Origin of the sequence: Actinomyces viscosus (assembly GCF_900637975.1) — a bacterium.
Classification (GTDB): Bacteria; Actinomycetota; Actinomycetes; order Actinomycetales; family Actinomycetaceae; genus Actinomyces; species Actinomyces viscosus.
Genome location: NZ_LR134477.1, coordinates 2,151,288 through 2,166,679, shown reverse-complemented (window position 1 = coordinate 2,166,679; position 15,392 = coordinate 2,151,288). Strand labels below are relative to the sequence as shown.

At 63.1% G+C, this 15,392-nt stretch carries 14 protein-coding genes; 12 read left to right on the top strand and 2 right to left on the bottom strand.

Going from position 1 to position 15,392, the window contains the following annotated elements; all coding sequences use genetic code 11:
* Window positions 1-90 precede the first annotated feature (90 nt).
* The 5 genes from fbaA to EL340_RS09220 all read left to right on the top strand — a co-directional run bounded on the left by fbaA (window position 91) and on the right by EL340_RS09220 (window position 5,639).
* Window positions 91-1,140: a class II fructose-bisphosphate aldolase gene (gene fbaA, locus EL340_RS09240; RefSeq protein WP_126414347.1), complete on the top strand. Its 1,050-nt coding sequence runs from the start codon at window positions 91-93 to the stop codon at window positions 1,138-1,140.
* A gap of 410 nt (window positions 1,141-1,550) precedes the next feature.
* Window positions 1,551-2,894, top strand: a complete 1,344-nt coding sequence (locus EL340_RS09235; RefSeq protein WP_126414346.1) for an ABC transporter substrate-binding protein — start codon at window positions 1,551-1,553, stop codon at window positions 2,892-2,894.
* A gap of 202 nt (window positions 2,895-3,096) precedes the next feature.
* Window positions 3,097-3,942: a carbohydrate ABC transporter permease gene (locus EL340_RS09230; RefSeq protein WP_126414345.1), complete on the top strand. Its 846-nt coding sequence runs from the start codon at window positions 3,097-3,099 to the stop codon at window positions 3,940-3,942.
* A complete protein-coding gene (locus EL340_RS09225; protein ID WP_126414344.1) occupies window positions 3,939-4,844 on the top strand; it encodes a carbohydrate ABC transporter permease in 906 nt (301 codons plus the stop codon). Before EL340_RS09230 ends, EL340_RS09225 begins: the two co-directional genes overlap by 4 nt.
* A 111-nt stretch (window positions 4,845-4,955) precedes the next feature.
* Complete coding sequence (locus tag EL340_RS09220) at window positions 4,956-5,639, top strand: MusI family membrane protein (RefSeq protein ID WP_126414343.1); 684 nt, start codon at window positions 4,956-4,958, stop codon at window positions 5,637-5,639.
* 96 nt (window positions 5,640-5,735) lie between these two features.
* Here EL340_RS09220 and EL340_RS14955 read toward each other — a convergent pair whose 3' ends face one another.
* On the bottom strand, window positions 5,736-6,692 hold the full coding sequence (locus EL340_RS14955) for a viral protein TPX (protein ID WP_164719370.1): 957 nt from the start codon (window positions 6,690-6,692) through the stop codon (window positions 5,736-5,738).
* Between the two features lie 128 nt (window positions 6,693-6,820).
* Between EL340_RS14955 and EL340_RS09210 the strand changes: the two genes are divergently transcribed.
* The 7 genes from EL340_RS09210 (at window position 6,821) to EL340_RS15965 (ending at window position 13,495) form a co-directional block, all read left to right on the top strand.
* A complete protein-coding gene (locus tag EL340_RS09210) occupies window positions 6,821-8,107 on the top strand; it encodes an adenylosuccinate synthase (RefSeq protein ID WP_126414342.1) in 1,287 nt (428 codons plus the stop codon).
* Between the two features lie 112 nt (window positions 8,108-8,219).
* Complete coding sequence (locus tag EL340_RS09205) at window positions 8,220-10,079, top strand: hypothetical protein (protein ID WP_232022972.1); 1,860 nt, start codon at window positions 8,220-8,222, stop codon at window positions 10,077-10,079.
* A gap of 37 nt (window positions 10,080-10,116) precedes the next feature.
* Window positions 10,117-10,491 (top strand): SAV_915 family protein, encoded by a 375-nt coding sequence (locus tag EL340_RS09200; protein WP_126414340.1) that lies wholly within the window; start codon window positions 10,117-10,119, stop codon window positions 10,489-10,491.
* Window positions 10,492-10,493: 2 nt separating this feature from the next.
* Complete coding sequence (locus EL340_RS09195; RefSeq protein ID WP_164719369.1) at window positions 10,494-10,787, top strand: hypothetical protein; 294 nt, start codon at window positions 10,494-10,496, stop codon at window positions 10,785-10,787.
* Window positions 10,784-12,016: a hypothetical protein gene (locus EL340_RS09190; RefSeq protein WP_126414338.1), complete on the top strand. Its 1,233-nt coding sequence runs from the start codon at window positions 10,784-10,786 to the stop codon at window positions 12,014-12,016. Before EL340_RS09195 ends, EL340_RS09190 begins: the two co-directional genes overlap by 4 nt.
* A 220-nt stretch (window positions 12,017-12,236) precedes the next feature.
* The gene (locus tag EL340_RS09185; protein WP_126414337.1) at window positions 12,237-13,031 is read left to right on the top strand and encodes a hypothetical protein; all 795 of its coding nucleotides are present in this window, start codon (window positions 12,237-12,239) and stop codon (window positions 13,029-13,031) included.
* A gap of 221 nt (window positions 13,032-13,252) precedes the next feature.
* Window positions 13,253-13,495, top strand: coding sequence for a transposase (locus EL340_RS15965; RefSeq protein WP_408608543.1), 243 nt, complete (start codon window positions 13,253-13,255; stop codon window positions 13,493-13,495).
* 619 nt (window positions 13,496-14,114) lie between these two features.
* Here EL340_RS15965 and EL340_RS09175 read toward each other — a convergent pair.
* On the bottom strand, window positions 14,115-15,329 hold the full coding sequence (locus EL340_RS09175) for an IS256 family transposase (RefSeq protein WP_126414336.1): 1,215 nt from the start codon (window positions 15,327-15,329) through the stop codon (window positions 14,115-14,117).
* Window positions 15,330-15,392 lie beyond the last annotated feature (63 nt).

Sequence of the window (15,392 nt, the reverse complement as noted above, 5' to 3'; positions counted from 1 at the left end):
TCCGGGACCATGATCCGGTTCACCTCGGTCCGAATTCGTGGAACAATCGGCCCCGCACCACTGACTCATACAGAAATCAGGAGGCACCCAGTGGCCATTGCAACCCCGGAGTCCTACGCCGACATGCTTGACCGCGCGAAGGCCGGCAAGTACGCCATCCCCGCGATCAACGTCACCTCGTCCCAGACTCTGTCCGCCGCCCTCAAGGGCTTCGCCGACGCCGAGTCCGACGGCATCGTCCAGATCTCCAACGGTGGTGCCGCCTACTGGTCCGGGTCCTCGCGCCTCGACCGCGTCAAGGGCTCGATCGCCTTCACCGCCTACGCCCGCGCCGTGGGCGACCTCTACCCCGTCACCATCGGTCTGCACACCGACCACTGCCCCAAGAAGCTCCTGGCCGACTGGATCCACCCGCTCATGGAGATCGAGGCCGAGCAGGTCAAGAACGGTGAGCTGCCGATGTTCAACTCCCACATGTGGGACGGCTCCGCGGAGGCCCTCGACGACAACATCGAGATCGCCGTCGACATGCTCAAGCGCGCCAAGGCCGCCAACGTCGTGCTCGAGATCGAGATCGGCGCCGTGGGCGGCGAGGAGGACGGCATCAAGGGCGAGGAGAACGCCAACCTCTACACCACCGCCGACGACGCCTGGAAGGCCGTCGAGGCCCTCGGTCTGGGCGAGAACGGCCGCTACATCACGGCCCTGACCTTCGGCAACGTGCACGGCTCCTACAAGCCCGGTCACGTCAAGCTCCGCCCCGAGATCCTCGGCGAGATCCAGAACGAGGTTGCCAAGCGCCTCGGTGACCGCCTGTCCTCCAAGGTCGGAGACAGGAACTCGCCCTTCGACCTGGTCATGCACGGCGGCTCCGGCTCCACCGACGAGGAGATCGCCACCGCGGTGCGCAACGGTGTCATCAAGATGAACGTCGACACCGACACCCAGTACGCCTACACCCGCCCGGTCGCCGGCTGGATGTACACCAACTACGAGGGCGTCCTCAAGATCGACGGCGAGGTCGGCAACAAGAAGCAGTACGACCCGCGCGCCTGGGGCAAGGCCGCCGAGGAGGGCATGGCCGCTCGCGTCGTCGAGGCCTGCGAGCGCCTCGGCTCCGTCGGCTCCGCCCGCAAGTGAGTCCTCGCCCCGCCTAGGGGTGAACGGCTGAGCAGCGGCTGATCGCTGCACGTGGCCCCGGCACTGTGATGGTGCCGGGGCCGCGTCGTGCGTGCGCCACGGGGCCTCCGGGAGGGGGCGTCGCCGAACCGGCCGAGCGGTTGCATTCTTGCAGAGTGGCTGGAGGCCGCTGCAGTGTCTTATGTGGCTTGCTGGGATCCGGGTCGTTGCAGGCAAAAATAGCACCGAAGGTTGATTTGTATCCCTGAGACTCAGGTCACTCATTGCAAGCCTTGCAGCAATGAGAGCCGGAAATGTGTCATGATGAGTCGTCGCCGTGAAGCCGACGGACCAGCCGCCGGCGATACGGCAGTCGCACCTCGCGGACGCCCTCGTCCGCCCCTGTCCCATGCGTCCAAAGGAGGACTTCAATGCGACTCATCTCCCGCCGCTCCGTGCTGGGCGGAACCGCCGCGATCGCCGTCGCCGCGACCCTGGCCGCCTGCTCGAAGGGATCATCCGGCTCCGACGGCGACGGAGGCGTCTACTTCCTCAACTTCAAGCCCGAGTCGGAGCAGGCCTTCAAGGACATCGCGGCCGCCTACACGAAGAAGACCGGTGTGGCCGTCAAGGTCGTCACCGCCGCCTCCGGCACCTATGAGCAGACCCTGAAGTCCGAGGTCGCCAAGTCCAACCCGCCCACGCTGTTCAACCTCAACGGTCCCGTGGGCTACGGCAACTGGAAGGAGTACGCCTCCGACCTGTCCGACGCCGACTTCACCAAGCAGATGACGGACGAGTCCCTGGCCCTCAAGGGCGACGAGGACAAGGTCGTGGGCGTGCCGTTGGCCATCGAGGGCTACGGCATCATCTACAACGCCGCCATCCTCAACAAGTACTTCGCCATGGAGGGCGCCAAGGCCACCGCCGTCGACCAGATCAAGGGCTTCGACAAGCTCAAGGAGGTCGTCGAGGACATGCAGGCCAAGAAGGCCGAGCTGGGCATTGAGGGTGTCTTCGCCGCGACCTCCCTGTCTCCCGGCGAGGACTGGCGCTGGCAGACCCACCTGGCCAACTACCCCGTCTACTACGAGTACCGCGACGACAAGGTCGACGACCTCACCGAGATCAAGCTAACCTACTCGGACAACTACAAGCAGATCTTCGATCTCTACCTCAACAACTCCACGATCAAGCCCACCGAGGCCAGCGCCAAGACGGTCACCGACTCCATGGCCGACTTCGCCCTGGGCAAGGCCGCCATGGTCCAGAACGGCAACTGGGGCTGGTCGCAGATCTCCGAGGTCTCCGGCAACACGGTCAAGGCCGAGGACGTCCACTTCCTGCCGATCTACATCGGCGTGGCCGGTGAGGACAAGACCAACATCGCCATCGGCACCGAGAACTACCTCACGATCAACTCCCAGGCCTCCGACGACGCCCAGAAGGCCACCAAGGACTTCCTCACCTGGCTCTTCACCGACGCCGAGGGCTCCAAGCTCGCCGCCGAGAAGCTCAGCATCATCGCCCCCTACAATGCCTACGCCGAGCTGGCCCCCTCCGACCCGCTGGGCAAGGATGTGGCCGCAGCCGTCAACAACAAGGACCTCACTCCGGTCAAGTGGGTCTTCCCGACCTTCCCGAGCCAGGACTTCAAGGACCAGCTCGGCCAGCACCTGGCCCAGTACGCCTCCGGCAGCACGGACTGGGCGAAGGTCAAGGAGTTCTTCGTGACCAACTGGGCCTCCGAGAAGAAGGCGGCCAAGGAGGGCTGACGTCGGCGAGTCGCCCGAGCCCGTCCGAGCCGTCGTCGACGGCGCTGCCCCGGCAGGCCCGTGACGGAGACTCATCTCCCCAATCCCCCTTCCCGTTCGGGGTGACGGTACGCCTGAGCCGTTCGGTTCACGCGTCGTCGCCCCGGCGGGAGCCCCGGTACCCGGCCGCTCCGGCGGGTACCGGTCGCACCTCGAGGCAGATATGACCAAGGCACTGAAAAAGTTCTTCCCAGTATTCGCGGGGCCGACCCTGTTGGCCTTCATGATCGCGTTCATCGTCCCCTTCTTCATGGGGCTCTACCTCTCCTTCACCAAGTTCAGCACCCTGACCAACGCCCGCTTCGTGGGCACCGACAACTACGCCAGGGCCCTGGGGGAGCGCAGCGACTTCCCGCAGGCCCTTGTGTTCACCGCCGTCGTCTCGGTCATCTCGATCATCACGGTGAACCTGGGCGCCTTCGCCCTGGCCTACTTCCTGACCCGCAAGCTGCGCGGCACCAACTTCTTCCGCGCCGTCTTCTTCATGCCCAACCTCATCGGCGGCATCGTCCTGGGCTACACCTGGCAGGTCATGCTCAACGCGATCCTCCAGCGCTGGGGCCAGACGATCGTCAACGACTGGCGACTGGGCCTGGCCGGCCTGGTCATGCTCGTCAACTGGCAGCTCATGGGCTACATGATGGTCATCTACATCGCCGGCCTGCAGAACGTGCCGCCCGAGCTCATCGAGGCCTCCCAGATCGACGGCGCCGGCCGCTGGCAGACGCTGCGCAACGTGACGCTGCCGATGATCATGCCCTCGATCACCATCTGCCTGTTCCTCACCCTGGCCAACACCTTCAAGATGTACGACCAGAACCTCGCCCTGACCAACGGGGCCCCGGCCAAGCAGACCCAGATGGCCGCACTCAGCATCGTCAACACGATGTACAAGAAGATCGGTCAGGAGGGCGTCGCCCAGGCCGAGGCTGTCATCTTCTTCCTCATCGTCGCCGCCATCGCGCTCATCCAGCTGCGCGCCACCCGTTCCAAGGAGGTCGACGCGTGAGCACCGCCGTCCAGACCCGAGTCCCCGGATCCGCCGCTGCCGCCCGCAAGGCCGGTCGGAGGGCCGCCTCGCACACACCCGGCCAGAACGCGCTCGTGGGACTGCTGGCAGTCCTGGCCCTCGTGTGGGTCATTCCCCTGGCCTTCATCCTCATCAACTCCTTCAAGGGCAAGTTCTACATCTCCGACAGCCCCTTCGCCCTGCCGACCGCCAAGACCTTCGCCGGCCTGGACAACTACGCCACCGGCCTGGCCCTGTCCGGCTTCGCCAGCGCCATGGGCTGGTCGCTGTTCATCACCGTGGGCTCCGTCGTCGTCATCGTCTTCCTGACGGCGATGACCGCCTACTACATCACTCGCATCAAGACCTGGTGGACCTCGGCGATCTACTACGCCTTCGCCTTCTCCATGATCGCGCCCTTCCAGATGGTCATGTTCCCCACCGTCAAGGTGGCCGACCTCCTCGGCCTGGCCACCCCCTGGGGCATGATCGTCCTCTACCTCGGGTTCGGCGGCGGCCTGTCCGTCTTCCTGTTCGCCGGCTTCATCAAGTCCATCCCCATGGAGATCGAGGAGGCCGCCTACATGGACGGCTGCTCCCCGCTGCAGACCTACTTCAAGGTGGTCATGCCGCTGCTCAAGCCGACGGCGGTCACCGTGGCTATCCTCAACGCCATGTGGGTGTGGAACGACTTCCTCCTGCCCAACCTCGTCATCGGTCAGGACGATCGTTACAAGACGATCCCGATCGTCATCCAGTCGCTCGTCGGCTCCAACGGAAACCGTGACATGGGTGCCCAGATGGCCATGCTCGTCTTCGCCATCGTCCCGATCGTGGCCTTCTACCTCTTCGGTCAGAAGCACATCATCGAGGGCGTTGCCGCAGGAGCGGTCAAGGGCTGATGCCCGCGCGCGAGTCCTGAATCGGGCGGTTCTCGGGTCCCACCGTGGGCACCGGGAACCGCCCGTATCCTTTCCACCTGCTACTGCACGAGTCCAGATGAAGGAGATCCCGTGGCCCTGTTCCCCGGCCCCGACAGCCCCGCCTACCGGGCCTGGTCCGCAGCGGCCGACGTCGTCATCCTCAACGCCCTGACCCTGGCCGGCTGCCTGCCGGTGGTGACCGCCGGCGCCTCCCTGACGGCCTGCGCCCGCGTGGCCGGCCAGATGGCGGCCGACGACGACCCGGCGGTGCTCGCCACCTGGTGGCGCTCCTTCCGCCTCAATCTGCGCCAGTCCCTGACCTGGTGGCTGCCGGTGCTCGCGCTGGCGGCCCTGGGAGCCTGGGAGTACCTGGTGCTGATCGACGGGGTCCCGGCTGACCAGTACGCCGGTCAGCCGGGCGACCTGGGCAGTGCGACCGGCGCGGTGTCCGGGCTGGTGCTGGCCGGGGGAGCGCTCCTGGCCTCGGTCCTCATCTGGCTGCTGCCGCTCGCGGCCTTCTTCGACGCCCCTCTTACTCGGCACCTGACCAATGCCGTACGGCTCGCCGTCGGGCGCCTGGGGATCACGGTCATCTGCCTGGTGATCGTGATCGCGCCGGTGGGGGTGCTCTGGGCGCTGCCCGCCATGAGGGCGGCGGTGCTCTGGTTCATGGTCCTCATCGGCCCGGCCTTCCAGAGCTATCTCATGGCGCTGGCACAGCGCTCCACGATGACGGCGCTCGGTGCTCCGATGCCGGAGCCCCGCAGCTCATGACCCGGTTCGGGGGGAGCGACGCGTACTCGCCACCCTTTTAGCATGATGGTCCCGGAATCAGGCGATTCCGGGACCATCACGGTCGCTGGGAGCGTCTCAGTACCCCTGACCGGGGTAGCCGTTGTAGGGCTGTTCCGGTTGGCCGTTGTAGGGCTGCTGGTAGGGCTGGGCCTGAGGTTCTGTGTAGCCCGGCTGGTAGGGCTGAACAGGCTGACCCGGCGGGTAGGGCTGAACAGGCTGACCCGGCTGGTAAGGCTGAACAGGCTGACCCGGCGGGCTGACGAGCGCCTGGTTGGGGTCGTAGCCCTGAGCTGGGGTCGCGTAGGGGAAGAACTGGGGCTGGTTCTTCTTCCTCTGGTTCATGATGACTACTGCGACGATGCCGCCCGCGACGGCCACGGCGAGCAGGCCCACAAGCGCCCACACCCAGGTGGAAGTGGAGCCGCTCTCTCCTGCGGAGTCCTGAGCGCCAGACGTCGCGCCGGAGGCGGCCTTGTCCTTCCCCTTGACCCGGTGAGAGTCCCCGTCGTTGAAGGAGACCTTGGTTCCGTCGGTCTCGCCGCCGTCGGCTTCGGTGACCTCGCCGGGGAAGGTCACCGACTGTGTGATGTTGAGGGTGGTGCTGGAGGGCTGATCGTTGAACTCGGGGGTCGTGACGATGAACTCGTCACCGCTGTGCGTGACGTTGTCTGTGGACTCCGAGATCGAGTTGCTCCCCTGCAAGGTGCAGGTGCGCGTGTCGCCCTCTTCCTTGAACTCCACCTTGACGTCCTTGTCGTTCGAGTTGTCGGTGTCGAAGGTTTCCTCGTTGCAGACGCTCTTACTCAGCGTCTGGGTGGATCCGCTCTCCGACGCCGTGAACTTCATGGTGAAGGTCTCGTCCTCCCTGATCACGATGTCGGTGGATAACGTCATGCTGACGTCGTCCTCAGCCGCGGGAAGGGCGTGTCCTGGGGCGCCGGACAGAGCCAGGGCGGAGGACACGGTCAGGACGGAGAGGACTGCCAGTGCGGAGCGCGGTGCGGAGAAGCGGCGAATGGTGAGCTCAGGCATGTATCCCACCGTATCGTCTCCTCGGAAGGTTGGGACTGGATCGTCATCGGGATCTTTGCCTCCGGGCTCCGGTAGGCTAGAGGACGGTGTGTCCACCGGCACGCCGTCACTGAAGCCAGGGAGCAGCCATGCCAGCCGTTGTCGTCGTCGGGACCCAGTGGGGAGACGAAGGAAAGGGCAAGGCGACTGACCAGCTCGGTCAGGACGTCGACTACGTCGTCAAGTTCAACGGCGGTAACAACGCCGGCCACACCGTGGTCATCGACGGCGAGAAGTTCGCCTTCCACCTCCTGCCGGCCGGCGTGCTCACCCCCGGGGTCACCCCCATCATCGGCAACGGCGTCGTCGTCGACCTGGAGGTCCTCTTCAGCGAGATCGCCGAGATCGAGTCCCGAGGCAAAGACGCCTCCAGCCTCCTCATCAGCGCCAACGCCCACATCATCCCCTCCTACAACCGGGTCCTGGACCGCACCACCGAGCGCTTCCTGGGCTCACGCCAGCTGGGCACCACCGGCCGTGGGATCGGCCCCACCTACGCGGACAAGATGAACCGCGTGGGCATCCGCGTCCAGGACCTCTTCGACGAGTCGATCCTGCGCCAGAAGGTCCACTCCGCCCTGGACCAGAAGAACAGCCTCTTCCTCAAGGTCTTCAACCGGGCCGCCATCGACGCCGACGCCGTCGCCGACGAGCTGCTCTCCTACGCCGAGCGGGTCCGGCCCATGGTCGTCGACTGCTCCCTGGTGCTCAACAGCGCCCTCGACAAGGGCAAGACCGTCCTGTTCGAGGCCGGACAGGCCACGATGCTCGACATCGACCACGGCACCTACCCCTTCGTCACCTCCTCCAACCCCACCGCCGGCGGCGCCTGCACGGGTACCGGCGTGGGGCCCACCCGGATCGACTCCGTCGTCGGCGTCGTCAAGGCCTACACCACCCGCGTGGGGGAGGGGCCCTTCCCCACCGAGCTACACGACGAGATGGGCGAGCGCCTGCGCTCCGAGGGCGGCGAGTTCGGCGTCACCACCGGCAGGCCCCGGCGCTGCGGCTGGCACGACGCCGTCGTCACCCGGTACGCCGCCCGCGTCAACGGACTCACCGACCTGGTCATGACCAAGCTCGACGTCCTCACCGGGCACGAGACCATCCCCGTGTGCGTCGCCTACGACATCGACGGCACCGTCACCCAGGAGATGCCGCTGACCCAGTCCGACTTCCACCACGCCGTCCCCGTCTACGAGGAGCTGGAGGGCTGGAGCGAGGACATCAGCCAGGTGCGCCGCTTCGCCGACCTGCCCCGAGCGGCTCAGGACTATGTGCTGCGCATCGAGGAGCTGGCCCGCTGCCGCGTCTCGGCGATCGGTGTCGGGCCGGGCCGCGAGGCCACGATCTCGCGTCACTCTCTCATGAGATGACGACAGCGGGGCGGGCATGACCAGCGGCTACTCGACGACGTCACGTGGAGGAACGGGCTTAGAGGACTTCCGGGAGCGTGCGGACCGTGGCCGAGCCGCCCAGGGGTGCTCGGTGCTGGTGCTCGGCGCCCTCTGCCTGGCTCTTGGTATCTGGAGCTTGACCGTCTCTCAGGTACCGCTGGGGACGATGTTCGTGGTGGGCGCGCTGAGTGTCACTCTGTACGGGGGCGGCAGGATCGCGATGAACCGCGAGATCTCGAGGTCTGCCGACTACTGGCAGCAGGGGACCGGTTTTCTTCAGTTCGGGCCTTCACGGCGCATCGGTCTGCGAGACTACCTGCCGGCCGCAGTGGCGTTGACGGGTGCACTGGTCGCTGTGTGGATGCAGCTCGTCTCAGGCGTGGACTCGGCCGACGACGTGTGGACGCTCGTACTGGCGGCGATCATGCTGCTCGGGGCGATACTGAATGTTGTCACCGTTCCTCGCGGTGGCAGGGGAGCACCGGAGATCATCCTGACGCCGGATGCCGTCTGGGTGTGGACGGGTGGCCGCAGGCGCGCCTGCATTCCCTGGGCGGTGCGGCCGAATCTTGAGGCCAGCATCATGCACCGCATGCGGCCGCACGTCATGATCACGGGTGGTACGGGCGGTCCGGTGCTGTTCCCCATCGTTGTCGTGCCGATCGGTCACGCTCAGCTTCAGACGGTGCTCAGGTTCTACACGACTCACGCCGAGCTGCGAGGTGAGCTTGCTACCGGCCGGGGACTGCAACGGGTGCGTGCCTTTATGGCGGCGCCTGACCTAGTGGGCGAAGGCGTTGGAGACGCCGTCGTGCCGGAGCAGGTTCGTGGGGGAGGCCCGGAGCAGGTCCGCGGGGGATCTGTCCTTCCAGCCCCAGAACCAACCCGGCCGATCGATGCGTTACCGTCTCCGGTATCACCTTATGGAGGTGCGCCCTATCAGGACACCCCGAACGGGGGAGCACCGTATGCGACACCGCCGCATGGTGCGGTCGGGGCTCAGACAGCAGTGCCGGAGCCGGCGGCGCCGTTCGGCTCCGCGGTGACCAGGCCTCCAACTCCACCGGCTGCGATCGGGTACGGACATGGCGATGGTCTTCCGCCCTCGGAGACGTTCGGGATGCGTCAGGAGGCAGATGATCCGCGACGAGACGACAGCTCTAGATCCTCGAAACCGGTGTCCTGCGCGGAGGCGGACCGAAAAGCGCGCCGTGCCCCCTGGCGCTTCCTGATCTGGGCCATCATTGTCCTCGTAGGTTCCGCCTACCTCACCAGCAGTCGGCAGACCAGCGTCTTCCTCCTCGGGCTCGTCGTCTTCCTGGTGCTTCTGATCCACGCCGTAGCACTCGCCGGGGCTCGCAGATGCCGAACGGTCGCCCACCGACGGTGGACCTGGAGCAGTGAGGGAGTCTGCCTGACAAACACATGGTTCGTACCGCTGGCGATCCACGTGGAGATGACGCTCCTGGGGATTGGGAGTCTGCTGTCGGTGGGGCTTCTGGCGGTCGGTGATCGTGCTGATCGAGGAGGCGTCGTGCTGCCGTTCCTCCTCGCAGTAGCCCTCCTAGTGACCGCAGCGTTTGTTGGGCTGGGAACTCCGCTGCCCCGTCGTCGCAGTGAAATCGTCCTGGACCCAGAACGTATCCGCTTCGCCGTGGGGACCCGCCGTGAGTCACCCTTCTGGTGGGCGGACCAGCCTCGGGTTGCGGGCATCGGCTCAGGAGGCGCGGTGCTGATGGATATCGAGCCGATGGGCCGGATCAAGGCACGTCTGGACACTCAACCGCTGAACTACGTGCAGCTACAGCGAGTCGTGGCCTTCTATACACGCCATCCTGAGCTGCGCGGGGAGCTCGCCACTGAGGAAGGCCTGTGGCGTGTGCAGGGGCTCACTGGACCGCGTCGGTGGCACCTCTGGAGCGACCAACGTCACAGTACTAGTGGTAAATAGCGCTGCGATGTACAAGTGGTCTCGATAGCGTCGGGGCATGAGATCTTCTCGTGACTTCATGTTGCTGTCCCCTCCTGAGCAGGCGGAGGCCGCTGAGCCCCTGGGCGATGAGGGATCGCTCGGTCCGGACCCGGAGCGTCCGTTCGTGCCGCCTGCGCTGTATCTGCCCTCGACTGGGGTGCCTAATGCGAGGGGCACGGAGATTGAGCTACGGCGTCTGAGGGATGGGCGGAGGGCGTTGCTGGCTTATACGGCTGTTGATCGTCTGGTGAAGTGTATGGGGCCGAATCAGCCGTGGGCGCTGTTCCTCACGGAGAACCTTGACGAGCTTGCTGAGGCGCAGCCCTTCGACGTGGTCATGCTGGACCAGCGTATACCACGGGAACTCTGGCATCAAGAAGAAAGGAGATAATAATGGCCAACGAACTTAAAATAGATTATGATGATGCAGAAGATATCAAGAATAATTTTTATACCGCCCGAGATGATTTAGAGAGCGATGAAAAGGGATTTCCTAAGAGTGTGGATGGCGGCGACGGAACAGAATACATCGTCGACATGATCACTAAGATTGCTGAGGATGCAGGAGATATAGCGATTTGCTCCGGACTTGGTGGAGACAAAATGGCGAATGCTGCGGATAAAATTAATGGGGTGGACGAGAGTGTTGCCCAGACCTTCCGACAGATGGAGAAAGAAATATCATGAGTACTGGTGGGGACATTGATGTTACTATTCCCGGAAGCGAATCGTCTGTTGATGACGCCGCACGGTGGTTAGAGGGACTGCGTGACAATGCCAGCAGTGCAGCAAATTTGTTCGCTAAAAACGGATCTGGTACCGGAGTTGGGGGTGAAGTCGGTCTCGCCGTAGGTACGTATTCAACTACCTTGTGTGATGCGGTTAAAAATGTTCATGACCGGGCAGAAAAAGTTGCAGACGTCATCCGCTCTTTTGCGGACCAGCTGTCATGGCGAAAAAATGACATGAAAGAGCATCTTGAAACGGCTAGCGGTGATGGCCTGCAGGTAGATGGAAATATCATCAGATATCCCGCGCAAGTGTCATCACCTGGAAAGTTTCCGCGGAAAGGCTCGAAGAAAGCCAGAGATGATTGGTTTGCTGCTGATGAAGCGTACGACAACTACCTAGCTAAAGTTCGAGACTTCGAAAAGATCAAAGGCAGAGTCGAAGCTACGTTCAATGCACTGAATGACTGGATAGTAAACAATCTCGTTACTGCTAAAAAAGATGCCTTAAAGGACCCTTATTCTGGTGCGATCAAAACTTTTGTGGAGAATACAATAGGTGTCGCAACTCGAGAGGGTGGATACTTGGAAAACGTTTACAGTTCGAGTGCAGATTCCTTGCGGGAGGCTGCTTATGCTTGGGCATACAACCGGGCCGCCGACAAGTCTCACAGCCCGTCAGTAAAAACTCGAAGTCGACCTCCAAGCAAAAAAGCGATTGAGAACAAGCTGAACAAGCCAAAGCCGACAGCCATGCGAAGAACCGCTGATGGGCTTGAAGCAGTCGGAGACGGCGTCCGCAAGTTCGCAGGGAAGGCTGTGGCGTTTGGCGGTCCGGCGCTCGATCTTGCAACCGGCGCCCCATTAGCTAAAGTTGCGGCCACGACGGCTGCAGGCATAGTCACGGTGGCGCTCTTACCCGAAGCCGCTACTGTGGGTGGTGTCATTGTAGTCGCTGGCGTAGCGACACTCGCGGCAGAAGGGGTAGGTTGGCTCTATGATAATGCAATATCATTGGAGCATCGAGAGATTATTAACCACCCTTGGGAGGAAACAAAGAAAGAGGTAGGTAAAGGAGTAGATGCCGTCGGGAACTGGGCTGAAGATACTGGGAAGTACCTGGAGGATAAAGCCTCGGATGCCTGGAATAGCGCATCGGCTTGGACGTGGGATAAACTTGGCGTATAAGTGACCTTTGCATTCGTAAGGTGTTGCACTTAAATCCAGTTTTGTGGATTCTCGCCGGTCCCTTGGAGGCGTCTTCTGCATACTGGGCGTGCGCATGCGTGGCCAGTCACCTTAAGTTACCGAGGTCGGCGTCGTCGAGGCTGCGAATGCATGATCGACAGGAAGACAGTTGCACGTGGGTAAAGTGAGACCAATGGACGAGTCGTATTCGTGTTCGGCCATGGACGCGAATCGTCTCAAAGAGGTATATTATTATGGATTCTTCGGGATCGTCCTGCTCTGTGCCAGTGTGCTATATTCCGGTATCTCATTGGCGCCGACGCTGGTGTTCTATCGCACCGGCGGGACTTATCTGGTTGCGCAGGCGTTGATGCAGTACGCGCAGTTTAGATTCGCAAAAAAGTCGTACAAGCGCTGGAACGCAAGTGGTGGTGAGGTAACGTTCGGACCCTCGTTGCTATTTCTCATATGGCAAGTCATGAACTCCATCATTCTGATTGCTGGAGCAGCAGTGATTGGGATGATGGCTGTTGCGGGAGGCGATTCGACTACACTGCGGGTTACCTATGCGGCTGCCATGCGTGCGTTCTTCTTGCTGGTCATGGCAATAATGAGTCTAGCGACGTTTCCGTTCAGTGCAATGACAGAACCGGAGATCATTCTCAACTCGAACGGAATTATTGTCTGGCCCGCAGGGAGGTACATGACCCGAATTAATTGGGGTGATCGACCTCGCGTGGTAGGCGGCCGAAGGTGCAATGGTGGGATGTTCGTTCTCATTGAGGACAAAAACGGGTTGCAATATAGCTTTCCGATGCCCTACCTTCCATTGGGGTATGTTCAATTTAAAAAAATTATTGACTTTTACTCAAATAATCCTGATGCTCGCGAGTATCTTGGTCACCGAGAAGGGTTGGTCCATGTTCGCAGGCTAATGTATTCTCCTGTTTCGTTTATCGTTGAAGACCTTAATGCTCTCAGTGAGAATAGGGGTGAGTCGACAGCGGGCCGGTAAATTCGGTCTAGTTGGTTGGCCGAGTGGCTCGCGACTCTTTATTGTTTGAGGGTGCGGTGGGTGGAGCCTGTTGTCGGGTCGAATCGTCCCGGGTTTGATGGAGGCGGTGATGACAGGAAGGATCACTTTCATGGTGTTAAGGAAATACTCGTTGGAGCTGCGGGAGCGGGCCACGAGGACGGGCGCTGAAGGCGCTGGCTGGCCCGGCGTGGGCCAAGGGCGTGGTGCGCAGGATCGCTGAGGATCTGGGAGTCCACCCCGAGGATCTGCGCTCCTGGGTCAAGAAGGCTCAGGCCGATGGTGGTCTGAGGCCGGGAAACACCAGCGATGGGGCGGCCCGGATCAAGGAGCCGACGTTGGAGGTCCGAGAGCTGCGACGAGCCGACGCGATTCTGAGGAGCGCGTCGGCTCGTCTATTGCGGCGGAGTGTGAGCGCCCGTCTCGCTGATCTGCCAGTACATTGAGGCTAAGAAGGAGGAGTTCGGGGTCTGGCCGGTCTGCCGGACGCTGACCAGTGCAGACGTCAAGATCACCCCGAGCACGTGGCTCACGCAGCCATGACTCGTCCTCCATCAGCCACGGTGGTTGCGCGACGAGGCTCTCAGGGTGGAGGTACCCAGAATCCACAAGAACAAGGAACCAGCTACTCGGTTCTGGGCGCCCGCAAGATGCACGTGATGCGGGGTCGCCCTGAGATTGCCGAACGTCACGGTGCCGGTCACGTGGCCCGGTGCACCGTCGAACGCCTCATGGCCGACCGGGGTCTACCGCGGCGTCAGGCGCGTCAAGTCGCCCAGGACGACCCTGCCTCGGCACCTTAAGGAGCGCGGTGTCCGGCTGACCTGGTCAGGCGGCACTTCGAGGCCTTCGCCCTGGGTGGGCTGTGGCTCGTCGATATTCCCCCGCAAGCGGGAGGTACCCCTCCTACGTGCGCAGTTTCTCCGGGTGGGTCTATGCGGCTTTCGTGACTGACGTGTTCTCGCGGCGGATCGTGGGCTGGCAGGCCACCTAACGGCAGTGTGCACCGACCTGATGGGGTCAAGTCTCTTGATGTGGTGTAGAGGTCTTCGTGGAGTGTGGTTGTTAGCTGGTGAGGGAGGGGGCGTTGGGTAGGTTCCGGCTGCGGTTGAGGACGTCGAGGCTGAGGTAGCGGCGTCCTTCGGTCCACTCATCGGTCTGCTCTGCCAGGACGGCGCCAACCAGGCGGATAATGGCGTCTCTGTTGGGGAAGATACCTACTGAGTCGGTGCGGCGGCGGATCTCTCTGTTGAGGCGTTCTTGGGGGTTGTTGGACCAGATCTGTCTCCATACTTCGACAGGGAAGGCAGTGAAGGCCAGCAGGTCGGCTCGTGCGGCGTCGAGGTGGTCGGCAGCCTCGGGCAGGATCGTGTGGACGTAGTCCAGGAGGCGGTCGAACTGAGCCTCGACGGCTGCTGCGTCGGGCTGGTCGTAGACCGAGTGGAGCATGGCCTTGACAGCGGGCCACAGACTCTTGGGAACCACGGTCATCAGGTTAGCGGCGTAGTGGGTGCGACAGCGCTGCCAGGTCGCTCCGGGCAGGTTCGCGGCGATGGCCTCAACCAGGCCCGTGTGGGCGTCAGAGGTGACAAGCCGTACCCCCGTAAGCCCCCGGGCCACCAGGTCGGCGAGCAGCCCGTTCCAGGCCGCCGAGCTCTCGGTGGTGGCTACCCGCAGTCCTAGGACCTCGCGATGTCCGTCAGCGTTGACCCCGGTAGCGGTCAGGACCACCGCGCTGACCACGCGACCACCTTCGCGGACCTTCATGGTCAGGGCGTCGGCCGCCACGAAGGTGAATGGGCCTGCATCGCCCAGGGGCCGGTTGCGGAAGGAGGCGACCTGCTCGTCGAGCTCGGCCGCCATACGTGAGACCTGTGACTTCGACAGCGAATTGATGCCCAAAGTACCTATCAGCTTGTCCATGCGCCGTGTGGAGACCCCGGCCAGGTAGGCGTCGGCAACCACAGTGATCAGCGCCGACTCCGCCCGTTTGCGGCGCTCAAGCAGCCAGTCGGGGAAGTATGAGCCGGTGCGCAGTTTGGGGACAGCCACGTCAATCGTGCCGACCCGGGTGTCCAGGTCCCGGTGCCGGTAGCCATTGCGCTGAGCCCGGCGCTCGGGGCTGGCCTGACCGTACTCGGCACCGCACACCGCGTCAGCCTCGGCGCTCAGCAAGGAGCTGATCACCGTCTGAAGCAGGCTACGCATCAGGTCTGGGGAGGCCTGAGAAAGAGCCTCGCCAAGAAGGCGCTCAGGGTCGACAATATGAGGAGCGGTCATCGTGATGACTCCGTTCGAGTGGGTTGTAGGAGATTCCTCGAAGGATCACACGGTGACCGCGCT